This window comes from Pseudomonas sp. BRM28, from assembly GCF_002939405.1.
Classification (GTDB): Bacteria; Pseudomonadota; Gammaproteobacteria; order Pseudomonadales; family Pseudomonadaceae; genus Aquipseudomonas; species Aquipseudomonas palmensis.
Genome location: NZ_PEFV01000001.1, coordinates 4,997,833 through 5,019,947, shown reverse-complemented (window position 1 = coordinate 5,019,947; position 22,115 = coordinate 4,997,833). Strand labels below are relative to the sequence as shown.

20 protein-coding genes, 3 tRNA genes, 2 rRNA genes and 2 pseudogenes (1 of these 27 running past the window's edge) are annotated in these 22,115 nt (G+C 58.0%); 22 read left to right on the top strand and 5 right to left on the bottom strand.

Annotation, left to right across the window (positions count from 1 at the left end):
* The first annotated feature begins 26 nt into the window (after positions 1 to 26).
* A complete protein-coding gene (locus CR917_RS23220) occupies positions 27 to 1,214 on the top strand; it encodes an MFS transporter (RefSeq protein WP_043861043.1) in 1,188 nt (395 codons plus the stop codon).
* A gap of 36 nt (positions 1,215 to 1,250) precedes the next feature.
* The gene (locus CR917_RS27830; RefSeq protein ID WP_235384191.1) at positions 1,251 to 1,715 is read left to right on the top strand and encodes a hypothetical protein; all 465 of its coding nucleotides are present in this window, start codon (positions 1,251 to 1,253) and stop codon (positions 1,713 to 1,715) included.
* Positions 1,716 to 1,805: 90 nt separating this feature from the next.
* Here the strand turns inward: CR917_RS27830 and CR917_RS23210 are convergent, their stop codons facing one another.
* A complete protein-coding gene (locus CR917_RS23210) occupies positions 1,806 to 1,988 on the bottom strand; it encodes a hypothetical protein (protein WP_043861042.1) in 183 nt (60 codons plus the stop codon).
* A 335-nt stretch (positions 1,989 to 2,323) separates the two neighbouring features.
* On the opposite strand from CR917_RS23210, the gene CR917_RS23205 reads away from it, so the two are divergent.
* From CR917_RS23205 to CR917_RS23195, 3 genes are all read left to right on the top strand, one after another.
* The gene (locus tag CR917_RS23205) at positions 2,324 to 3,307 is read left to right on the top strand and encodes a DUF1852 domain-containing protein (protein ID WP_104573017.1); all 984 of its coding nucleotides are present in this window, start codon (positions 2,324 to 2,326) and stop codon (positions 3,305 to 3,307) included.
* Between the two features lie 28 nt (positions 3,308 to 3,335).
* On the top strand, positions 3,336 to 4,367 hold the full coding sequence (locus tag CR917_RS23200; RefSeq protein WP_043861040.1) for a methionine synthase: 1,032 nt from the start codon (positions 3,336 to 3,338) through the stop codon (positions 4,365 to 4,367).
* 85 nt (positions 4,368 to 4,452) lie between these two features.
* A complete protein-coding gene (locus CR917_RS23195) occupies positions 4,453 to 4,962 on the top strand; it encodes a flavin reductase family protein (RefSeq protein ID WP_054916127.1) in 510 nt (169 codons plus the stop codon).
* A 20-nt stretch (positions 4,963 to 4,982) separates the two neighbouring features.
* Here CR917_RS23195 and CR917_RS23190 read toward each other — a convergent pair whose 3' ends face one another.
* From CR917_RS23190 to CR917_RS23180, 3 genes are read right to left on the bottom strand one after another with little or no spacing between them, the layout of a single operon-like run.
* Positions 4,983 to 6,302, bottom strand: a complete 1,320-nt coding sequence (locus CR917_RS23190; RefSeq protein WP_104573016.1) for an aspartate aminotransferase family protein — start codon at positions 6,300 to 6,302, stop codon at positions 4,983 to 4,985.
* Entirely contained in the window at positions 6,299 to 7,366 is a 1,068-nt protein-coding gene (locus CR917_RS23185) for a phosphotransferase (protein ID WP_104573015.1), read from the bottom strand. Before CR917_RS23185 ends, CR917_RS23190 begins: the two co-directional genes overlap by 4 nt.
* Before the next feature lie 57 nt (positions 7,367 to 7,423).
* On the bottom strand, positions 7,424 to 8,455 hold the full coding sequence (locus CR917_RS23180) for an ABC transporter substrate-binding protein (RefSeq protein WP_054916130.1): 1,032 nt from the start codon (positions 8,453 to 8,455) through the stop codon (positions 7,424 to 7,426).
* 185 nt (positions 8,456 to 8,640) lie between these two features.
* On the opposite strand from CR917_RS23180, the gene CR917_RS23175 reads away from it, so the two are divergent.
* The 4 genes from CR917_RS23175 (at position 8,641) to CR917_RS23160 (ending at position 11,197) form a co-directional block, all read left to right on the top strand.
* Positions 8,641 to 9,375, top strand: coding sequence for an SDR family NAD(P)-dependent oxidoreductase (locus tag CR917_RS23175; RefSeq protein ID WP_043861035.1), 735 nt, complete (start codon positions 8,641 to 8,643; stop codon positions 9,373 to 9,375).
* A gap of 67 nt (positions 9,376 to 9,442) precedes the next feature.
* Positions 9,443 to 10,111: a GntR family transcriptional regulator gene (locus CR917_RS23170; RefSeq protein ID WP_088515149.1), complete on the top strand. Its 669-nt coding sequence runs from the start codon at positions 9,443 to 9,445 to the stop codon at positions 10,109 to 10,111.
* A gap of 207 nt (positions 10,112 to 10,318) precedes the next feature.
* Positions 10,319 to 10,597, top strand: a complete 279-nt coding sequence (locus CR917_RS23165) for a hypothetical protein (protein ID WP_146095037.1) — start codon at positions 10,319 to 10,321, stop codon at positions 10,595 to 10,597.
* Positions 10,598 to 10,897: 300 nt separating this feature from the next.
* A complete protein-coding gene (locus CR917_RS23160; RefSeq protein WP_043861032.1) occupies positions 10,898 to 11,197 on the top strand; it encodes a hypothetical protein in 300 nt (99 codons plus the stop codon).
* An 865-nt stretch (positions 11,198 to 12,062) separates the two neighbouring features.
* Here the strand turns inward: CR917_RS23160 and CR917_RS23150 are convergent.
* Positions 12,063 to 12,863, bottom strand: a complete 801-nt coding sequence (locus tag CR917_RS23150; protein ID WP_043861030.1) for a class I SAM-dependent methyltransferase — start codon at positions 12,861 to 12,863, stop codon at positions 12,063 to 12,065.
* Positions 12,864 to 14,433: 1,570 nt separating this feature from the next.
* Here CR917_RS23150 and CR917_RS23140 point away from each other — a divergent pair.
* The 13 genes and pseudogenes from CR917_RS23140 to CR917_RS23085 all read left to right on the top strand — a co-directional run.
* Positions 14,434 to 15,289 (top strand): annotated as a pseudogene (locus CR917_RS23140) (IS5 family transposase); the annotation flags it as partial.
* A 352-nt stretch (positions 15,290 to 15,641) separates the two neighbouring features.
* Positions 15,642 to 15,757: ribosomal RNA gene (gene rrf, locus CR917_RS23135) — 5S ribosomal RNA — on the top strand.
* Positions 15,758 to 15,924: 167 nt separating this feature from the next.
* On the top strand, positions 15,925 to 16,884 hold the full coding sequence (birA, locus tag CR917_RS23130; RefSeq protein WP_043861944.1) for a bifunctional biotin--[acetyl-CoA-carboxylase] ligase/biotin operon repressor BirA: 960 nt from the start codon (positions 15,925 to 15,927) through the stop codon (positions 16,882 to 16,884).
* Entirely contained in the window at positions 16,874 to 17,620 is a 747-nt protein-coding gene (locus CR917_RS23125) for a pantothenate kinase (RefSeq protein ID WP_043861943.1), read from the top strand. The genes birA (CR917_RS23130) and CR917_RS23125 overlap by 11 nt, the downstream gene beginning before the upstream one ends.
* Before the next feature lie 7 nt (positions 17,621 to 17,627).
* Positions 17,628 to 18,050, top strand: a complete 423-nt coding sequence (locus tag CR917_RS23120; protein ID WP_043861942.1) for a hypothetical protein — start codon at positions 17,628 to 17,630, stop codon at positions 18,048 to 18,050.
* 143 nt (positions 18,051 to 18,193) lie between these two features.
* Positions 18,194 to 18,278 (top strand) — tRNA-Tyr (locus CR917_RS23115).
* A gap of 23 nt (positions 18,279 to 18,301) precedes the next feature.
* Positions 18,302 to 18,375: transfer RNA gene (locus CR917_RS23110), tRNA-Gly, on the top strand.
* Positions 18,376 to 18,401: 26 nt separating this feature from the next.
* A tRNA-Thr gene (locus CR917_RS23105) sits at positions 18,402 to 18,477 on the top strand.
* A gap of 85 nt (positions 18,478 to 18,562) precedes the next feature.
* A pseudogene (tuf, locus tag CR917_RS23100) lies at positions 18,563 to 19,705 on the top strand (elongation factor Tu); the annotation flags it as partial.
* A 192-nt stretch (positions 19,706 to 19,897) separates the two neighbouring features.
* On the top strand, positions 19,898 to 20,065 hold the full coding sequence (locus tag CR917_RS27330; protein ID WP_158255603.1) for a hypothetical protein: 168 nt from the start codon (positions 19,898 to 19,900) through the stop codon (positions 20,063 to 20,065).
* Between the two features lie 108 nt (positions 20,066 to 20,173).
* Positions 20,174 to 20,289, top strand: a 5S ribosomal RNA gene (rrf, locus tag CR917_RS23095).
* A 167-nt stretch (positions 20,290 to 20,456) separates the two neighbouring features.
* The gene (gene birA / locus CR917_RS23090) at positions 20,457 to 21,416 is read left to right on the top strand and encodes a bifunctional biotin--[acetyl-CoA-carboxylase] ligase/biotin operon repressor BirA (protein WP_043861944.1); all 960 of its coding nucleotides are present in this window, start codon (positions 20,457 to 20,459) and stop codon (positions 21,414 to 21,416) included.
* Positions 21,406 to 22,115, top strand: partial view of a pantothenate kinase gene (locus CR917_RS23085; protein WP_043861943.1) — the 5' portion only. It continues 37 nt past the right edge of the window; only the first 710 of its 747 coding nucleotides appear in the window; the start codon lies at positions 21,406 to 21,408; the stop codon falls past the right edge of the window. Before birA (CR917_RS23090) ends, CR917_RS23085 begins: the two co-directional genes overlap by 11 nt.

Below are 22,115 nucleotides of genomic sequence, written 5' to 3'. Positions count from 1 at the left end.
CGTTTCAGTTTGTTTCAAGGATTCAGATGACCATTCAGCAAGCGCCGCCACTCGCCTATTCCAGAGCCACCGTCGGCAAGATGGAAGCCGCCATGGCCCTGGGAAGTTTTGCCATCGGTACCGGCGAGTTCGCGATCATGGGGCTGATGCCCGACATCGCCAGCAACCTGCACCTGAGCGAGCCCCAGGTGGGCCATGCCATCAGCGCTTATGCCCTGGGCGTGATGGTGGGTGCGCCGGCCCTGGCGATTCTGGGCGCCAAGCTGCTGCGCAAGCACATGCTGCTGTTGCTGATGGCGCTGTATGCGATCGGCAACCTGGCCACGGCCTTCACGCCCTCCTTCGCCGGGCTGGTGGCGTTTCGCTTTATCAGCGGCCTGCCCCACGGCGCCTACTTCGGCATCGCGGCGGTGGTGGCCTCGAGCATGGTGGCCACCGACCAGCGCGCGGGCGCGGTGGCACGGGTGATGATGGGGCTCACCCTGGCGATGCTGCTGGGCAACCCGGTGGCGACCTTCCTGGGGCAGTTCTTCGGCTGGCGTGCGGCGTTCGTGCTGGTGGGCGCGATTGCGCTGTGCACCATCGGGCTGGTGTGGCGCTACGTGCCGCAGCGTCACGATGAAGTACGCAGCGACCCGCGCAAGGAGCTCCAGGCGTTTCGCCTGCCGCAGGTGTGGATGGCGCTGGCTATCGCCTCGATCGGTTTTGCCGGCATGTTCTGCGTGTTCAGTTACCTGGCGCCGACCATGCTGCAGGTGACCAAGGTGTCGCCACAGTGGATTCCATTCGGGCTGGCGGCGTTCGGGGTGGGCGGCATCATCGGCAACATCGCGGGCGGCAAGCTGTTCGACCGCCTGCAGTTTCGCGCGGTGGGGTTGGTGCTGGTATGGTCGATTCTCGTGCTGAGCCTGTTCCCCTTCGCGGCCAGTTCGCCGTGGGGCGTGCTGCTGGGCTGCGGGCTGGTCGGCACCATGATCGCACTGGCCGCCCCCTTGCAGATTCGCCTGATGGACATTGCACATGAAGCGCCGAGCCTGGCGGCGGCATCGAACCATGCGGCGTTCAACCTGGCCAATGCGCTGGGGCCATGGTTTGGCGGCATGGCGATTACTGCGGGGTTCGGCTGGACCAGTACCGGCTACATTGGCGCGGCGACTGCGCTGGTGGGGTTGGGGATCTACCTGGTAGCGCGGCGGATGAAGGGCGGGCACTGAGGGCCTGCCAGGTTTTGCCAAAGGAAAGAAACCAACGTGAACCAGCTTTCAATCGCCAGCTTCAAATCGAAGTACAGCCAGGGCTTCTACTCGACCTTCGCCATCGATGGCGCGCCGCTGGAAGTCTGGCTGCCAACACGAGACCCCGCTGCACAGCTTCATCTGGTGGCAGCGCATGCCGGCCTCTACGGCGAAGACGATAATGAACTGGTGTGGGACCGCAGCTACTCCACTGCCCCTGGGTGGACCACCCTGGTGCCGCTGCTGGTGTGCTCCGATGACCTGGACCTTAGCTGCACGGTCATCGTCGTGGAGCAACACGCCCATGAGGACCACATCCACTGGCGGCGCTTCGGCCTGCTGCACGAGGTGATCACCCTGGAGCAGCCCCGCGTCAGCTGGTTCGAGGCCGCTTGCACCGCCACCTTTGAACGCGCCGAATTCCACCGCACACTGGATGAATTTCGCCGGCTGGAAGGCGTGGTGATGGCCTGGGACTAGGGTCTGTATGAAAAGTCTTGAGACGAAGGTCAGGCTGTTTTCAACGCAGCATCATCGAGTATCAAGGCTTTTCGTACAGAGCCTAGGCCGCTATCGAAGCCTGGACTGTTCGCATGCAGCCTTGAGGCGCTGCATGGCATCGGGCGCCATGGGCGCGGTCACCATGGCGTGATAGTTCATGCATTCCCGGGTTTGCTGCTCAGCCGTGGGAGCGCCGCTGGAGGTACAGCCGGCGAGGATGAACAGCGCAAGGGCCGTGATCAGTGGTTTCATTTATATATCCGCAACAAGTGACGCCGTGGCCTTCAGCGCCTTGAGGCCTCAATGGTCACCATGGCCTGCGCGCATCTTGAAAAAGCGAACCTGCCGCTTATTGGCCAAGGTGGAAAATAATAATCAAAAGCCCTGCAGATGAGCATCATGAGGGTGGCTAACGTTCCCATGAAATCAATTCAATTTAACTCGTTCGATGCCCGGACATAAAATACGCCCCAATTAAGGAACACTTCAAGACGCCCGAGCAAAAAAACCTACAACGAATCAAACTTGCCGAAGAGGGCAAATGTAGATTCGGTTTTTATCTCGGACCATCAGGGCACCCGATTAAAATGAGCACAGCATTTACATTCTCGATCAAGCGTATTCGTTTCGACGAACATTATCGCCCCGCTGAAAACACCCGCACGACCACCAACTTCGCAAACCTGGCGAGGGGGCAGCGTCGCCAGGAAAACCTGCGCAACACCCTGACGATGATCGACAATCGTTTCAATGCCCTGGCGCACTGGGACAACCCGAAAGGCGACCGCTACAGCGTCGAACTTGAAATCATTTCCGTGGAAATGAACATGGATGTCGAGCACAGGGACACCGCCCTGCCGCTGATTGAAATACTGCAGACCACCATTGTGGATCGCAAAACACGCGAACGCATCGAGGGTATCGTAGGCAACAACTTCTCCTCGTACGTGCGCGATTATGACTTCAGCGTGCTGTTGCTGGGGCACAACAAGAACCAGCAGGGGTTCAGCACGCCGGATGATTTCGGCGAGCTGCACGGCAAGCTGTTCAAGCATTTTGTAAACTCGAGCACTTATAAAGAACACTTCAAAAAACCACCGGTCATCTGCCTGAGTGTTTCAAGCAGCAAGACTTATCAGCGCACCGAAAACCAGCACCCGGTATTGGGCACCGAATACCAGCAGGACGAATATTCCCTGACCGATGAGTACTTCCGGAAGATGGGCCTGAAGGTTCGCTACTTCATGCCTGCCAACAGCGTGGCACCGCTGGCGTTCTACTTTGCGGGGGACCTGCTTGGGGATTACACCAACCTTGAACTGATCAGCACCATCAGCACGATGGATACCTTCCAGAAGATCTATCGCCCTGAAATCTACAACGCGAATTCAGCAGCAGGTCGATCCTATCAGCCGAGCTTGAATCACCAGGATTACTCGTTGACCCGCATTGTCTACGATCGAGAAGAGCGCAGTCACTTGGCCATCGAACAGGGCAGGTTTGTTGAAGAGCACTTCATCAAGCCCTACCAGACCGTGCTTGAGCAGTGGTCCGCCCAATACGCGCTTTGATCATTCAGAACATACAAGGTCATCTATCGTGAAAAAACTGCTACCCACCTCCACTGCTGGCAGCCTGCCCAAACCGTCCTGGCTTGCACAACCCGAGACGCTCTGGTCGCCCTGGAAGCTGCACGGCGAGGAGCTGCTCGAAGGCAAGCAGGACGCCTTGCGCCTGGCCCTGCAGGAACAGCAACACGCAGGCATTGATATCGTCAGCGACGGCGAACAGACCCGCCAGCATTTCGTTACCACCTTTATCGAGCACCTGAGCGGAGTGGATTTCGAAAAGCGCGAAACCGTCAGAATTCGTGACCGCTATGACGCAAGCGTGCCGACCGTTGTGGGTGCTGTTGCCAGGCAAAAACCGGTGTTTGTCGAAGATGCCAGGTTTCTGCGCCAGCAGACCAGCCAGCCCATCAAATGGGCCCTGCCCGGCCCCATGACCATGATCGACACGCTGTATGACAGCCACTACAAAAGCCGGGAAAAGCTGGCTTGGGAATTTGCCAAGATCCTCAATCAGGAAGCCCGAGAGCTGGAGGCGGCGGGCGTGGACATCATCCAGTTCGACGAGCCTGCCTTCAACGTGTTCTTCGACGAGGTGAATGACTGGGGCGTGGCCACCCTGGAACGGGCGATCGAAGGGCTCAAATGTGAAACGGCCGTGCATATTTGCTACGGCTACGGCATCAAGGCCAATACCGACTGGAAAAAGACGCTTGGTTCGGAGTGGCGCCAGTATGAGGAAGCCTTCCCCAAGCTGCAGAAATCCGGCATCGATATCATCTCGCTGGAGTGCCACAACTCCCATGTCCCGATGGACCTGATCGAGCTGATTCGCGGCAAGAAAGTGATGGTGGGGGCCATCGATGTGGCGAACCACGCCATCGAAACCCCCGAGGAAGTGGCCAACACCCTGCGCAAAGCGCTGCAGTTCGTGGACGCCGACAAGCTCTACCCGTGCACCAACTGCGGCATGGCCCCTCTGCCCCGCGAGGTGGCGCGCGGCAAGCTGAACGCCTTGAGCGCCGGCGCGGACATCGTGCGCAGAGAGCTCTTGAACCGATAAGGGTGCAGGAGGGGTTGCAGCGCTGATCGAGCGGCTTGCCCCCTCCCCACCGCCTTTGGATCCGCCCCTTCAGCCAGGACCTACCATGTCACGTTCCAGTACTGCCATCGAGCCATTGCGCTTTCGCGAAGCGCTCGGGCACTACGCATCCGGTATCACGGTGATCACGTCGCAGATCGAGGAGGAGCCGGTCGGCTTTACCTGCCAGTCGTTCTATAGCGTGTCGATGAGCCCGCCGCTGGTGTCGTTCAGCGTGATGGCCGGTTCGGCCAGCTACCCCAGGATCCGCCAGGCAGGCCGCTTCGCGGTCAATATCCTGTCCGGTGAACAGGTCGGGATCTCCAACCAGTTCGCCCGACGAGGTACCGACAAGTGGCAGGGCGTGCAATGGCAGGCATCGCCACTGGGCAACCCGATCATTGCCGGCAGCCTGCACTGGCTCGATTGCGAGATCCACGCCGAACACGTCGCCGGTGATCACCTGATCGTGATTGGCGAAGTGAAGGCGCTGAACCTGCAGCAAACTGCCGCCACACAGCCCTTGCTGTACTTCAAGGGGCAATACTGCAACCTCGCCGCCCACGGTGCAGGCTGAGGAACAGGGGCCTGGCCTTCTCAACAAGCCCCTTGCATCGCGGTATCGACCGCTTCCACAAGCATCTGCGCATGCTCTTCGGTAAACGCCAGCAGCGGACGGATTTTGAGCACGTTCTGGTGCGGACCAGCGGCGCTGATCAGTACGCCCTGCTCGCGCATCGCGTTGACCACCTGGCGGGCCTGCCTGGCTGCGGGTGCCCTGGTGGCGCGGTCGGTGACCAGCTCAACCCCAAGGAACATGCCGGCCCCCCTGACGTCGCCGATCAGTTCATGGCGCCGGGCAAGCCGTGTCAGGCCGTCCAGCAGATAGCTGCCAATGTGATGGGCCCTCTGCTGCAGGTGTTCTTCGCGGATGACGTCCAGCACCGCCTGGCCTGCCGCGCACGAGACCGGGTTGCCGCCAAAGGTATTGAAGTAGCGCATGCTCCTGCCGAAGTGATCGACCACCTGGGAGCGCCCGACGATGCCGGCAATGGGCTGGCCATTGCCCATGGGCTTGCCGAGGGTGACGAGGTCCGGGCGCACGTTGTGCCTGGTATACCCCCACATGTTAAGGCCGGTACGCGCAAAACCCGGCTGTACCTCATCGGCGATGTACAGCAGGCCTTCGGCCTGGGCCAGCGCCACACCCTCGGCGATACAGCCCGCCGGCCCGGGCAGCACGCCGTCGCTGGAGAAGATGCCATCCAGCAGGATTGCCGCCGGGCGGATGCCGTGCGCCTTGAGGTCATCGATTGCGGCGCGCACTTCTGCGGCGAACATCGACGCCACGTTTTCGGCCCCCAGACGGTAAGCGTCAGGTGCGCGAACGGTGCGCACATGCACCGGGAGCACCATGGCGCTGCCAAGCGATGGTGAAAGCTCGGCGATGTCTGCGGTGACGCCGTGGTAGGCGAACCGGGTGATGATGACGCCGGTGCCACCGGTGCAGTGCCTGGCGATACGCAGCGCCAGATCATTCGCCTCGCTCCCGGAGCAGGTGAACATGACGCGATCCAGGTCATCGGTGAAGGTACCGAGCAACTGCTCGGCATAGTCGAGAATGCCCTCCTGCAGGTAACGGGTGTGCGTGTTCAGCACCTGCGACTGCCGATGCATCGCCTCGACCACCCGGGGATGGCAGTGACCGATGGAGGCAACGTTGTTGTAGGCGTCCAGGTAACGACGGCCCTGCTCGTCGAAGAGCCATACGCCCTCCCCTCGAACGGTGTGCAGCGGTCGCTCGTAGAACAGGCGGTATGCCGGGCCCAGTAGCCGCTCGCGGCGCTCGATCAGGCGTCGCTGCGATGCCGAAAGCCGGGTGGCGTCAGCTGACGTGAAGCCGTTGATCATGCTCATGCTCGATTTGCTCGCAGGCAGGCCGAAGCAATTCGGTCTTCTGTTTCAGCGCGAGGCAGCGCCGACAGTGCCTTCAGGTTTGCCCAGGCACGCTGGGTGTTTCGAAGGATGTACTGGCGATTGTCCGGATGCAGTTCGGCGCGCCAGGAGTTGATGCACAGGGCCAACGCCAGGCGCGTGGCCAGCAGCTCGGGCAGCAGCGCCAGCTCCTGCTGGTTCAGGGGGTTGCACTGGTGGTAGCCGACAATCACATCCAGGGCCGGCTCCAGTACATCGCCTACCTGCCCAAGGTGGTAGGAAGCGGCAACCGCGACCTCGTTGACCAGGGGCGCATGCACCATGTCACCGAAATCGAGGATGCTGCGCAGCACATCGGGGTTGTGGGCATCCACGATGATGTTGTGCGGGTTGGTGTCATTGTGAATGACCTGCTTGCGCAGCCCGGGGATGCTGGGCACCACCACCGACGCATACTGTTCGAGGCTGCGCTGCACCAGGCTTCGTCCGGGGCCGGGTTCGATGTGCACCAGCAGCGGTCGAAGGTGCGCGGCGTGCTGCATGTCCCACAGCAGCGCATGCCCGGCGGCGGGGTGGGCAAACCCTTGCAGCGCCACGTCAAGCCGGGCGATGGACTGCCCGATGACCCGGCGAAACGTCGGTGTGGGGTGACTCACGCAGTGAAGGGGCATGCCATCTTCGAAGGACAGCAGCCGCGCCAGCATGCGCTGCCCGTCGATCTCGACGAAGGTGGCGTACTGGCCCTCAAGCGAGGGGTGCACGCGCTGAACCGCAAGCCCGGGATCGCGAAGCTCGATTCTTCGCATCGCCTGGTTGTGGAAGTCGACCACATCGGGGTTTTCAAGCGGGTGGGAGAGCTTGAACAACCGGGATGAGCCGTCTTCGAGCATCACGCGGAAATTGAGGTCGCGCTCGCCGCCCAGTTTTTCGAGCGTGCCGCTCAAACCGAATTGCTGGCGCAGCACTGCACACGCCTGCGCATCGGTGACCCGTGCCGGAGCAGCTTCGAGCAGGCTGTCATCGACAGCCAGATTTTCAAGGGGCATGACTCGCATCCTTATACGGCCTTTGAATGGCGCCCCCGGTTTCAGGGGCGCCATGCATCACTTGTTGACCCAGGCGTTGAAGCGTTCCTCCAGATCCTCACCGTGGTCGATCCAGAACTCGGCGTCGGTGGCACGGGCGTTTTTCAGGTTTTGCGGGGCGGTGGGCAGTTTTTCGCCCACGCGCTTGTCCAGCAGGTCCATCGCGCCGGTGTTGCTGGGCCCGTAGGGGATGGCCTCGACGAAGTTCTTCTGTTGCATGGGCTCGCTGGCGAACGCGATGAAGCGCTCGGCCAGTTCCTTTTTCGGCGCCCCTTTCACGATGGCCCAGTGATCGAGATCGTAGAGGCTGCCATTCCATTGCATCGCAAACGACTGGCCTTCCTCCTGGGCAGAGGTGACACGGCCGTTGTAGGCGGAGGTCATGACCACGTCACCGGCGATCAGCCATTGCAGCGGCTGCGCGCCGGAGTCCCACCACTGGATGCTGGACTTGATTTCATCGAGCTTCTTGAACGCACGTTTGACACCCTCTTCAGTACCCAGCAGCGTGTAGAGGTCCTTGTTGTCTACCCCATCGGCGAGCAGCGCGAACTCCAGCGTGAACTTCGCGCCGCGGCGCAGGCCGCGCTTGCCGGGGTACTTCTTCAGGTCCCAGAAGTCGGCCCAGCCTTGCGGGCTGGAGGCGAGCTTCTTGGGGTCGTAGGTCAGCACGGTGGACCAGATGAAGATGCCGACACCACAGTCGCTGACGGCCGCAGGAATGAAGTCTTCCTTGTTGCCTATCCGGCTCCAGTCCAGCGGTTCGAACACCCCTTCGCTGCAACCACGGATGAGCTCGGGCGATTCGACCTCCACCACATCCCAGCTGGTTTTGCCGGTGTCGGCCATCACCTTGATCTTGGCCATTTCGCCGTTGTAGTCGTCGGCGGTGATGGCCACGCCGGTCTGGGCGGTGAAGGGTTTGTAGAACGCCTTCTCCTGCGCCTGGCGGTTGTTGCCGCCGAAGGACACCACGGTCAGCTTTTCAGCGGCATACAGCGGGCTTGCGATGGTTGCGAGCAAAAGTACAGCTGCGATTTTCTTATTCATGCGTCTCTCCAGGTCAGCTACGGGTCGTGGGCAGCTTTAAAGGGATGGCAGTTTTCTTGTAGTGGCAGCAATCGATCGAACGTGACGCTTCCCCGGTGGGGACGGGACGCATTAAAACACATAATAAATATGATGCATCATATTTTACGCTACACTTGCCCTCACCAATGAACAGGGAACCCGCCATGACCGATCAACGTACGCTGCTTCTCACCGGTGCCAGCCGGGGCATCGGCCACGCCACCGTGAAACATTTCAGTGCTGCGGGTTGGCGCGTGTTTACCGCCTCGAGGCAGGACCTGGGCGAAGGCTGCCCCTGGGCCGAAGGCATCGCCAACCACATTCACCTCGACCTGGGGAGCGTGGAGGACATACAGCGCAGGCTTCCGGAAATCCGGGAAAAACTCGGGGGGCGGCTGGATGCGTTGGTCAACAACGCCGGCGTTTCACCCAAAGGCCCGGATGGGGAGCGACTGGGGGTGCTGGAGTCCGACTACTCGACCTGGCTGAACGTGTTCAACGTGAACATCTTCTCGACGGCCCTGCTGGCGCGGGGGTTGTTCGAGGAGCTCAAGGCGGCAAAGGGCTCGGTGATCAACGTCACCTCCATTGCCGGTTCGCGGGTGCACCCGTTCGCAGGGGTGGCGTATGCCTGCTCCAAAGCGGCGCTGTCGGCGCTGACGCGCGAGATGGCGCACGACTTCGGGCCCTATGGGGTTCGGGTGAACGCGATCGCCCCGGGGGAGATCGACACCTCCATCCTGTCCGCTGGCACCGAGCTGATCGTGGAGCGATCGATCCCGATGAAACGCATGGGCAAGCCCGAGGAAGTCGCGGCGTTGGTGCATTTTCTCTGCACGCAGGGCGCTTCGTACGTCAATGGCGCAGAAATCCATGTAAACGGTGGGCAACATGTTTGAGTTACTCGATAATCGCTGCCGGTAGCCTCCCCTCTCCCGCCGGGCCTGCGCCGCACACGAGTACGCGATGAATTATCCGATTGAGCACCTGAAACACTCCTACCTTGGCAGCGGTATCTATGGCCTGCTGCGCGAAGCCCTGATTACAGGGCGCTTCCAGCCTAACGACCGGCTGCGCATACGCGACCTTGCCGAACAGCTGGGTACGAGTGTCACACCAGTGCGGGACGCGATTCTTCAACTGGCAAAGGAGCAGGCGCTGGTTCTGAAGACACCGCGGGACATTCGTGTGCCGGTACTGACTTCCAAGCAGTACCTGGAGATCAGGAGCATCCGGCTCTCGCTCGAGGGGTTGGCGGCCGAAACAGCTGCATCGCTGGCGACCGAGGAGCAAGTGGCGCGGCTGCAAACCTGCATTCAGAACAACCTGGTGGCGATCAAGGACAATGACTTGAGGTCCGCGCTGACCTTCAACCACGAGTTTCACTTCAGTTTGGCGGAAATCGCCGATATGCCGGTGCTGGTCAGCCTGCTGGATGGGTTGTGGATGCGTACCGGGCCGCTGATTGCCCGGGCCTACGGCGGGTTCAACGAGCGCATGGCGATTGATCATCACTGGGATGTGCTGGAGGCGTTGAAGCAGCGCGATGGTGCGGCGGCTCGCCTGGCGATCTGCAGTGACATTTTGGATGGGAGCCAGAAGATGCTGGAGTATGTTCAGATGGAGCATGACTGAAGGGGCGTGGTGCTGGCGATAACTCGGCATGCGACAGGCCGCATGCTGCAAGTGGCGCCGCTGGCGTTCTGAAACCGATTCTCACCCCTGTTCCGGCGTCCTGCCGACCGAAAAAATCCCCCTCCCCGTGCAATTCGTCGCCTCGGCTCGCCGCGCTCGCTCGACTGGATTACTGTATATACAAACAGTACCCATATGGTGGCGGAAATGACCCAAGACATTGAAGACTTTGACGGCTTCGGAGCGCCCACTGAGCTGGAGATGTGGAAGCACCAGGTGGTGCTCATTACGAATGAGGCCGAATACCTGACCCGAGAGCTGGGCAAGGCGCGCAGGAACATTGCCAAGCTTGTGGCGATGAACCAGGGGCTGACGAAGGACCTGCACGACCTGCAACTGAAATCGACAGGGCGAGTGCTCCCCACGAGCTGCGCACTCAGTGGCAGCCCGGCACAGGAAATCGCGGAACTTCATAAAAACTCATAAGGCGTGTCGTCACCGTAAAACTTAGCGGGAAAGGCAGGAAACTTACACGGTGCACGAACCCATTAAAGTGAGAGCGAAACTTTTTTTGAACAAGAAATAAATTGTAACAATGACCTATTGAAATATTTTAAATACCAGGAACCCAACCTTTATTGACCAAAAAATGTGAAGCCGTGCGTTTTTATAGCTGGATGGAAACCCAGTTCAATAAAACCTCACCCGATGGTAACGTATGCTTTCGCATTGCTCAGAATAATAAAAAACATGAGCAAACTTGTTGGTTGAATAAAGGATTAACGAATGACTATCGAGCGAGAGATTTTCTCGGCCCTTATCGCGCAGAACGCATTCCAAGGTGAAAAGCCGAGCGTACAAAGCTACGCCCAGCTAGCCGTAGACAAGGGGTTCAGAGCGCTTACGTCAAGGCAGCAGGCGGTGGTGAGCCCCTTCCTGAAGAAACAATGCGAGGGGATGAGAAAACCAAACGAAAAACACAACAACTGCCAAAACACGATAGCCGGTCGTGATCTGGTTGCAGCGCTTGAAAAAGCCGAAAGTTACAAGGGATGGCGCTGCGAAAGCTGCCGGAGTGCATCTTAAAAGCCAGAAAGCACCGTAAAAAGAGTAGCCCTCCAGAAAAGCTGTAAAGTAAAAAACACTATTGCACTCGCTACTCCTGACTGTTATTGCAGCAGGCCGCCATGGCCTGCTCGCAAGTTTTTCTTTTTAGGCCCTGATCAGCCCACCCGCCAATCGTCGTTCACTCGTCACGCACCTGAGCGCCTTGAAAAAATAGTGCACGAAACAGCCCGATTATTTTGCGCGGCTAACTTTTTTCAGAGAGAAAATAAGTGTCTATCTACCAGGCAGCACTACTGGTTGTGCGCCGGGTCATCGCTTACAGTGAGGCCAGCATCCTCGACAGCGATGTTCGGTGCGGGCGGGCTGGCACTCGTAGCCAGACCAATTAGCGGGCCTACCAAGAGCTGGCGAGTGCTTCAATGACGACGCTGCCCGTCAGAGCATCAACGCTTCCGGTGCAGTTCGGGTGACCAGGCGCTGCTCAGGACGATAACCCCGAAGATCACCAGGTACAGCCAGTATTGGCTCGGGTACGAGAAAGAGCCCACTTGGGCGACCACAAACACGCCGCCACCAACAACTAACCGCTGCCGACGCGTGAACCTCTGCCTGAGCGCTACCAGCTTGCTTCTCCACCCCATTGCCACGCTCCCTGTTTGGTCAGCGGCAAAGCATATCACCCCTATTCAATGATTCCGCCTCGCGCCAGATGCTCGACGCACCGCTGTGCGCTGAGCAGCTCATGGAGCTTGCGGAAGACAGGCAGGTGCCACGACCTCGGTATCAGGGCCAAGGGCGTGGCCAGAGAGATTTGAACGTATCGAATGTCATTGCAAAGACCGGATGTTGCTGGCTCCGCACTTTTAGCGGGGCCAGACAAAAGCTACCCCGGCTTGACGGAACACGTTGCGATGAATGTTGGCATGTAGTTGTCGATCAGAAATCGGGGCACCGGCTGAAAAGCTTCTTCGAAGCCTGTTAGCAGCAAGCCCGCCTCCAGCTGCCCGCTTATTTGCTCCGCTAACGTGTGACCAAATACGAATGCCTCACCTCTCGCTATCTTACCCTCAATTTCGTCAGCATTCAGATCGGTTATGTCTGCGTAAGGCAGTGTGAAGCGCGGTTTCATCAAACCGCTTTTAGCCAGGTCAGTAGAGCGGTCGAAAATGAATACTACCGGATTGTAAAAGCTGCTGAGCAGCTTTCCTCCCTTACCGAGTACGCGATAACATTCAGCCCATACTTTACGAATATCGGGCACATACAGATTCGAGATCGGATGAAAAATCAGGTCAAATGACTCATCATCAAATTCAGACAAGTCCTGCATATCTCCCAAGACCGTGCGTAGAGAAAGATCGTCTCGCTTTGCAACCATATCATCCAATGCCAGCTGATCGCGAGAGGCATCCATCACAACCACTTCAGCCCCCGCAGCCGCCAACACGGGGGCTTGCTGCCCTCCGGAAGCAGCTAGGCACAAAATGCGCTTCCCTTGCACATCGTTAAGCCACGCTGTCGGGAGCTCTGCGGGGATAAGTTGTATTTTCCACTCCCCTCTTCGAGCAGCTTGAATAACTTCGGCAGAAACTGGCTTCGACCAATCACAACCTTCGCGAGCAAGTCGATTCCAGACATTCTGATTATGATCATAAACATCTTTTGAGGAGAATCGGGCAGTCATCGTTACTTATCCCTACAGAAGAGAACAACGCCAAACAGTAAAGCAAGAAGGCTTTATTAGCCGTCACCATCGATCAATTCAAGGTAACAGGCCATATCAACTCAAACAATTACGTGCTTTGACTTTTGGCAAATCCGCAAAAAGCAAATACGCATTAATTATTCATTTCGGGAGAATCTCGATGCAAGATTAATTCAATGAAGACTTTTGAACATAACTGCCCAAGCCGATTCATGCAAGTATCACATTTCGGATACAAGATGGACTCTAGATAGAAACCAGGTCGGCAGCTACGAGATCATACGCACACACAGCGGTTACTCCAGCGCCAACTGCACCTCATCCAGCTCAAGTGATAGCGGTTCGAGCTTCAGCTGCGACTACCTCCTCCCCGCCTCCGCCACCATTTGCGACGTGGGGCTTATCCCACGTAAATCGAAATACTCCTGGACAACGAGCTGGCTGAGCTGACCGGCTAGAAGGTAGCTACCAGCGCGGCTGGCTTGAAGAGCTCCATTGGCACTTCACCGAACGCCGCAGCAGATGACTATTGGTTGGCAGCCAGTACGCCCGAATGAAACTGGGTATAACGCTTCAAGCCATGCTGTCCATGGATCTGGCGTATCTGACAGGACAGCGTCCTGCGGACGTGCGGGTGCTGAGGAGGAACTACATCGAGGGCGTTGCCCTGGGCGTGAAGCAGCAGAAGACACACAAAAAGCTGCGGGCCCTGCTTGAGGTTACGGATTAGAGCGCAGTTTAGTGGCCATGATCAGCATCATCCTGGCTCAGAATGAACAATAGGGGGGACAATGCGAAAGAAAAGAATTCCCAAGTATGTTTCCAAGGCCTTTTTCCCTACCCTCAGAAACGCAAAAAGCCCTGAATAATCAGGGCTTTAGAAGTGGCGGAAGCGTAGAGATTCGAACCCTTCTCTAAGGAGAGCCCCCTTATACGGGTGGTTCGCTCTTTTCACTGCTCACCTTGAAAACAAGCTTAACCCAATAAAACCGGGCCTTTCAAGCTTTTTCATTTTCTCGCCCAGAAAGACGCAACTAGTTGCAGCTTAGGGTGTTGCATCTTACCGAACGGCTAAACGCTTGACTGCGCCCCTCGGCATTAACGGAGCGCGAGATGATGGTCTTGGCTGGACATCTGGACATCTGCCCATCAGGTCATCACCTCGTTGCCAGCCCAATCGCGCACCTCTCAAAGGAAACGCTCCTAATCTATTCTCAGTAGCGTTCCATCGCGATAAGACGTACTGCTCTCGGCTGCTACACCCAGTTGGTTGAGGCCGCGATCCATTAAGTGTGGACTCCATCGGGGTTAAACCACCAACCCGGCTACCCCTCCCCCACCCCAGACAACAGGGAGAGATGTCTTGTCACGGCTTTCTTATAGATCCTCCCCTCCTCAGCCGAGGATCCCACTCTCAGGGCACTCATTGGGGCTGCCATGGGCTGAAATCAAGCTAGGCTCTGTACGAAATCCCGAGAAACCTAATCGGCGTCCCTCGGAAGCTGATTTTTTGTAAGGTTTCCAACCATCTACGGAAAGGAATCCTGTGATGGCAAAGCGTTACGAACTTTCGGATGAGGCTTGGGCTGTGGTTGCTGATCTCTTCACCGAAACCCATGGCCGGGGGCGGCCCCGCCTGAGCGACCGCCTGATGCTCGATGGCGTGCTCTGGGTGCTCCGCTCAGGTGCTGCGTGGCGAGATATGCCGGAGCGCTTTGGCCCGTGGTCAACGGTGTATCAACGGTTTCGGGTTTGGCGAAAACAAGGCACGTTCGATCAGATGCTCATACGCTTGCACCTGAGGTTCAATGAGCAAGGTTTGATTGATCTACAGACCTGGATGATCGACTCAACTGCTGTACGCGCAACCCGAGCCTCATCAGGCGCCGGAAAAAAAAAGGGGGCCTGACGAGCCTGCCGATCACGCTCTAGGCCGCAGTCGCGGTGGCCTGACAACCAAAATCCACATGCTCTGCGACGCCAACGGGACACCGTTGTGCTTCCTCCTCTCTGGCGGTCAAGCCAGTGACATCAGCTACGCCCAACCCCTGTTGGACGAGGTCAGCATTCCATTGAGCCAACGTGGCCGCCCGCGTAAACGCTGTAAATGGTTGCTTGCCGACAAGGGCTACGATGCCGAAGCGCTACGCCGTTATTGCGACCGATATCGAATGCAACCCGTCATCCCGCTGCGCTCGATGAAGCGCAAACCCAAGCCTGGCTTACCAAGGCTGTTTGATCGGCCCAAGTACCGACAGCGCAACATCATCGAGCGCATGTTTGACTGGCTGAAAGAGAACCGACGCATCGTGACGCACTTCGACAAGCTCGCGAAAAGCTATGCCGCTATGGTCTCGCTGGCTTGTTCCATGCGGTGTTTGCGACATCTCTTTTCGTACAGAACCTANCAAGCCCGCTCCCACAGGTACGGCGCTGGTTTCGAGAACGGCGCTGTACCTGTGGGAGCGGGCTTGACCCGCGATGAGGCCCTCAAGCCCGACCTCAGAACCGCGTGGCGTTCCGATCGGTGACCTGGCGTTACCGTTCGAGCAGGCGGTGGCAACGGGGGATGCCTACTACCTGGTGTGGCCGGTGGGCAGTGCGTGGCGCGAGAGTATCGAGCGGCTACGGGTGTACCTGCTGGGGTAGTTGCCGGCCTGAAAAACTTCGCGGGTCAAGCCCGCTCCCACAGGTACGGCGCTGGTTTCGAGAACGGCGCTGTACCTGTGGGAGCGGGCCCTTCTGGCAACAGAATTTCTTGACGACCATAGAGCATTGGAACCACCTGATCCCATCCCGAACTCAGTAGTGAAACGATGCATCGCCGATGGTAGTGTGGGGTTTCCCCATGTGAGAGTAGGTCATCGTCAAGATTAAATTCCGAAACCCCTATCTGCATCTGCAGGTAGGGGTTTTGTCTTTGTGGGCCGAAAAAGCTGCGATCACGCAGCTATTTCTCCGTAAGGACGCGTCCTACAACAGGTATGCAATCCTTCAGCGCATAGCTATCATGCGTGCCTCATTGTGAGTCGAGATTGGCATGCTGAAGTTGTTGAAACTCCTCAAGGATGGTCGATTCCATTCCGGCGAGGCCTTGGGTGCTGCCCTGGGCATCAGCCGCAGCGCCGTGTGGAAGCAATTGCAGCATCTCGAGGCTGAATTGAGTCTGCCGGTGTACAAGGTGCGAGGGCGGGGCTACAGGCTGGCTGCGCCTTTGTCGCTGTTGGACGTCAGCGCCATCGAGAGTGCCGGTACAGGCCGGCTCTGGCCAATGCACATCCATGAAGAGATTGACTCGACAAATGCCGAAGCGTTGCGCGCGATCAGTGCCGGTCGCCAGGCACCCTTTCTGGTTCTGGCTGAGCATCAGAGCGCAGGGCGCGGTCGCCGTGGCAGAAACTGGTCAAGCCCCTTTGCGCAGAATCTCTATTACAGCCTGGTGCTGCGTATCGACGGTGGCATGCGGCAACTGGAAGGCCTGAGCCTTGTGGTGGGTTTGGCGGTCATGCGTACCCTTCAGTCCGTCGGAGTGAATGCTGCGGGCTTGAAGTGGCCAAATGATGTGCTGGCCAACGGTCGCAAGATCGCAGGTATTCTTCTTGAGCTTGTGGGGGATCCCGCTGATGTCTGTCATGTGGTGCTGGGTATTGGTGTGAACGTGAATATGCAGACCAACAGCGAGGTCGATCAGGCATGGACATCCGTCCGGCTCGAAACAGGGCAGCAGGTTGATCGCAACCAGCTGGTTGCGCTGCTCAATGAGAATCTGCAGGTTTACCTGGAGCGACATCGTCAGTCGGGTTTTACCGACTTGCAGGCGGAGTGGGAGCAAGGGCACCTGTGGCAGGGGTGTGCAGTATCGTTGATAGCCGGCGTCACCAGGGTCGACGGCGTTGTGCTCGGTATCGATCGTCAGGGCGCGCTGCGTCTTCAGGTCGAAGGTGTTGAGAAGAGCTTTAGTGGTGGTGAGCTCAGTTTGAGGTTACGCGATGATTCTTGAGCTCGATTGCGGTAACAGTTTTATCAAGTGGCGGGTTATCCGCACCGACGCATCGGTTGTTGGCGGCGGCATCGTCGATACCAACCAGGCGCTGATCGAGGCTGTTGAGGCGCTTGCGGGCGATACCCCGGCCCGTTGCCGCCTGGTCAGTGTGCGTACAGAAGAAGAGACCGATCATCTTGGTGATGCCCTGGTGAAGGCGTTCGGGCTGTCGATAGTGCGCGCGCGCTCGGCAACTGCATTGGCCGGGGTTACCAATGGCTATGACGATTACGAGCGTCTTGGGCTCGATCGGTGGCTGGCTTTGCTTGGTGGGTACCATCTGGCCAGAAGGGCATGCGTGGTCATTGATCTGGGGACTGCTGTCACATCGGATTTCGTATCGGCGCAGGGGGAACACCTGGGAGGTTTCATCTGCCCTGGGATGCCATTGATGCGCAATCAATTGCGTACCCATACCCGGCGTATCCGCTATGACGACGAGTCCGCCGAGCGTGCATTGTCGAGTCTGCAGCCTGGGCGCTCTACCGTCGAGGCGGTAGAGCGCGGCTGTACGCTCATGCTGCATGGATTTGTGTTGACTCAGCTCGAGCAGGCGCGCTCATTGTGGGGTGAGGATTTTACCCTGTTCATTACCGGTGGCGACGCAGGCCTGTTGCACCAGGTGGTACCGCAAGCCCGAATCGTTCCCGACCTGGTGTTCGTAGGCCTGGCGATGGCCTGTCCGCTGGAGTGAGGTGTGTATGCGCTGGTTGTTTCTGTTATTGCTGGTCCTCAATGTCGTCTACTACGTCTGGCACCAGCAGGAGGCACCGTTGAGGGCGAAAGAGGTGACATCGCTGTCGCTCTACAAGGGAAGTCAGCAGGGTATTCGTCTACTCAGCGAGTCTCGCGAGGCGCCATCGCAGAAGGACGATGAGTGTCTCTACCTTGGGGCATTGGCTAGCCCCGAGCTACTGAATAGCCTTCGTCAGCGTCTGATCAGCCTGGATATCCGGGCGCGCAAGGTAGTGGGGAGGCTGCCCGACAGTCAGGGGTGGTGGCTGCAGATAGCGCCTGAAAGCCGTCGCTTGCTGGACGCAACGGTGCTCGCCGGACTTTCCCATGATTTCAAAGACTTAAAAGATAAAATAATGTTGTGCGAAGGCGTTGCAACTATCGAATAGTTTGCATAGAATGGCGCCCGCTCCACAGCGATGACCACTAGGTGGTAACGCAGTGAAGCAGTTGTCAAAGTAGCTAACCTCAAGATTTTAATGAGAAAAAGCTTGACAGCAGGACGGCAAGAGTAGAAAATGCCGGCCACATTGGAGGGGTTCCCGAGCGGCCAAAGGGATCAGACTGTAAATCTGACGTCTACGACTTCGAAGGTTCGAATCCTTCTCCCTCCACCAGTTTAGCGAGAGCTGCAAGCTCCGCGGGTATAGTTTAGTGGTAGAACCTCAGCCTTCCAAGCTGATGATGCGGGTTCGATTCCCGCTACCCGCTCCAGGTTTGCTGTTGTTGCACAGTGTTACGCTCTTGTAGCTCAGTTGGTAGAGCACACCCTTGGTAAGGGTGAGGTCAGCGGTTCAAATCCGCTCAAGAGCTCCATATGACAAGGCAGATATGAAAATATCTGCCTTTGTTTTAATGGTCGGTTTGATCTGCTTATTACTTCTACCGGGGGACAGTCTCGATGGCTAAGGAAAAGTTCGAACGTAACAAGCCGCACGTGAACGTCGGCACCATTGGTCACGTTGACCATGGTAAGACGACGTTGACCGCCGCGCTGACTCGCGTTTGCTCCGAGGTTTTCGGTTCTGCCAAGGTTGACTTCGACAAGATCGACAGCGCCCCGGAAGAAAAAGCACGTGGCATCACCATCAATACTGCGCACGTCGAGTATGACTCGAACATTCGTCACTATGCGCACGTTGACTGCCCGGGTCACGCCGACTATGTAAAAAACATGATTACCGGTGCTGCTCAGATGGATGGCGCTATCCTGGTTTGCTCGGCCGCTGATGGTCCGATGCCGCAAACCCGTGAGCACATCCTGCTGTCCCGTCAGGTTGGCGTTCCGTACATCGTGGTCTTCCTGAACAAGGCTGACCTGGTAGACGACGCTGAGCTGCTGGAGCTGGTCGAGATGGAAGTTCGCGACCTGCTGTCCACCTATGATTTCCCAGGCGACGATACCCCGATCATCATTGGTTCGGCTCGTATGGCGCTGGAAGGCAAAGACGATAACGAAATGGGCACCACCGCTGTCAAGCGTCTGGTCGAAACCCTGGATAGCTACATTCCAGAGCCTGAGCGCGCTATCGACAAGCCGTTCCTGATGCCAATCGAAGACGTATTCTCGATCTCGGGTCGTGGTACCGTTGTTACCGGTCGTATCGAGCGTGGCATCGTCCGCGTTCAAGACGCCCTGGAAATCGTTGGTCTGCGTGACACCACCACCACCACCTGCACCGGTGTTGAGATGTTCCGCAAGCTGCTGGACGAAGGTCGTGCTGGCGAGAACTGCGGCGTGCTGCTGCGCGGCACCAAGCGTGACGACGTTGAGCGTGGCCAGGTTCTGGTCAAGCCGGGTTCGGTCAAACCGCACACCAAGTTCACCGCAGAAGTCTATGTTCTGAGCAAGGAAGAAGGCGGCCGTCACACTCCGTTCTTCAAAGGCTACCGTCCACAGTTCTACTTCCGTACTACTGACGTGACTGGTAACTGCGAGCTGCCAGAAGGCGTTGAAATGGTAATGCCAGGTGACAACATCCAGATGACTGTCACTCTGATCAAGACCATCGCGATGGAAGACGGTCTGCGCTTCGCTATCCGTGANAGCAATTTGCGTCGAACGACCAGATTGCGGTGTTGTGAAGACACAGTAAGCCGAAGATTTGTAGCTCACAAACATCACATACCCGATTCGCTGGAGTGTCTGAACAAGACCTTCTGGCAACAGAATTNCACAGGTACGGCGCTGGTTTCGAGAACGGCGCTGTACCTGTGGGAGCGGGCTTGACCCGCGATGAGGCCCTCAAGCCCGACCTCAGAACCGCGTGGCGTTCCGATCGGTGACCTGGCGTTACCGTTCGAGCAGGCGGTGGCAACGGGGGATGCCTACTACCTGGTGTGGCCGGTGGGCAGTGCGTGGCGCGAGAGTATCGAGCGGCTACGGGTGTACCTGCTGGGGTAGTTGCCGGCCTGAAAAACTTCGCGGGTCAAGCCCGCTCCCACAGGTACGGCGCTGGTTTCGAGAACGGCGCTGTACCTGTGGGAGCGGGCCCTTCTGGCAACAGAATTTCTTGACGACCATAGAGCATTGGAACCACCTGATCCCATCCCGAACTCAGTAGTGAAACGATGCATCGCCGATGGTAGTGTGGGGTTTCCCCATGTGAGAGTAGGTCATCGTCAAGATTAAATTCCGAAACCCCTATCTGCATCTGCAGGTAGGGGTTTTGTCTTTGTGGGCCGAAAAAGCTGCGATCACGCAGCTATTTCTCCGTAAGGACGCGTCCTACAACAGGTATGCAATCCTTCAGCGCATAGCTATCATGCGTGCCTCATTGTGAGTCGAGATTGGCATGCTGAAGTTGTTGAAACTCCTCAAGGATGGTCGATTCCATTCCGGCGAGGCCTTGGGTGCTGCCCTGGGCATCAGCCGCAGCGCCGTGTGGAAGCAATTGCAGCATCTCGAGGCTGAATTGAGTCTGCCGGTGTACAAGGTGCGAGGGCGGGGCTACAGGCTGGCTGCGCCTTTGTCGCTGTTGGACGTCAGCGCCATCGAGAGTGCCGGTACAGGCCGGCTCTGGCCAATGCACATCCATGAAGAGATTGACTCGACAAATGCCGAAGCGTTGCGCGCGATCAGTGCCGGTCGCCAGGCACCCTTTCTGGTTCTGGCTGAGCATCAGAGCGCAGGGCGCGGTCGCCGTGGCAGAAACTGGTCAAGCCCCTTTGCGCAGAATCTCTATTACAGCCTGGTGCTGCGTATCGACGGTGGCATGCGGCAACTGGAAGGCCTGAGCCTTGTGGTGGGTTTGGCGGTCATGCGTACCCTTCAGTCCGTCGGAGTGAATGCTGCGGGCTTGAAGTGGCCAAATGATGTGCTGGCCAACGGTCGCAAGATCGCAGGTATTCTTCTTGAGCTTGTGGGGGATCCCGCTGATGTCTGTCATGTGGTGCTGGGTATTGGTGTGAACGTGAATATGCAGACCAACAGCGAGGTCGATCAGGCATGGACATCCGTCCGGCTCGAAACAGGGCAGCAGGTTGATCGCAACCAGCTGGTTGCGCTGCTCAATGAGAATCTGCAGGTTTACCTGGAGCGACATCGTCAGTCGGGTTTTACCGACTTGCAGGCGGAGTGGGAGCAAGGGCACCTGTGGCAGGGGTGTGCAGTATCGTTGATAGCCGGCGTCACCAGGGTCGACGGCGTTGTGCTCGGTATCGATCGTCAGGGCGCGCTGCGTCTTCAGGTCGAAGGTGTTGAGAAGAGCTTTAGTGGTGGTGAGCTCAGTTTGAGGTTACGCGATGATTCTTGAGCTCGATTGCGGTAACAGTTTTATCAAGTGGCGGGTTATCCGCACCGACGCATCGGTTGTTGGCGGCGGCATCGTCGATACCAACCAGGCGCTGATCGAGGCTGTTGAGGCGCTTGCGGGCGATACCCCGGCCCGTTGCCGCCTGGTCAGTGTGCGTACAGAAGAAGAGACCGATCATCTTGGTGATGCCCTGGTGAAGGCGTTCGGGCTGTCGATAGTGCGCGCGCGCTCGGCAACTGCATTGGCCGGGGTTACCAATGGCTATGACGATTACGAGCGTCTTGGGCTCGATCGGTGGCTGGCTTTGCTTGGTGGGTACCATCTGGCCAGAAGGGCATGCGTGGTCATTGATCTGGGGACTGCTGTCACATCGGATTTCGTATCGGCGCAGGGGGAACACCTGGGAGGTTTCATCTGCCCTGGGATGCCATTGATGCGCAATCAATTGCGTACCCATACCCGGCGTATCCGCTATGACGACGAGTCCGCCGAGCGTGCATTGTCGAGTCTGCAGCCTGGGCGCTCTACCGTCGAGGCGGTAGAGCGCGGCTGTACGCTCATGCTGCATGGATTTGTGTTGACTCAGCTCGAGCAGGCGCGCTCATTGTGGGGTGAGGATTTTACCCTGTTCATTACCGGTGGCGACGCAGGCCTGTTGCACCAGGTGGTACCGCAAGCCCGAATCGTTCCCGACCTGGT